The organism is Monashia sp. HAY1-2A (assembly GCF_056755315.1).
Genome location: NZ_JBNDHY010000720.1, coordinates 1 through 241 on the forward strand (window position 1 = coordinate 1; position 241 = coordinate 241).

The 241-nt window shown below is 66.8% G+C and carries 1 protein-coding gene; it reads right to left on the bottom strand.

Annotation, left to right across the window (positions count from 1 at the left end; translation table 11 throughout):
* Positions 1 to 241: SDR family NAD(P)-dependent oxidoreductase (locus ACPYOM_RS23670; RefSeq protein WP_481347856.1), on the bottom strand; the 241-nt coding region annotated here is incomplete at both ends.

The window sequence follows — 241 nt, forward strand, 5'->3', positions numbered from 1 at the left end:
TGCCTGCGTTGTTCACCAGAATGTCGACGCCTTCGAGCTCGGCTTCCGCCTTGGCTCCGAGCGCCTTGGCCTCGTCACGGTCGGAAAGGTTCGCCGGGAAGATCTTGACGCGATCGCCAAGCTCGCTCGCCAGCGCCGCAAGCTTCTCGACGCGGGTGCCGTGGAGTCCGACGATCGCGCCCTGCTTGTGCAGGATGCGGGCGATTTCCTCGCCGATGCCGCCGGATGCGCCGGTGACGAG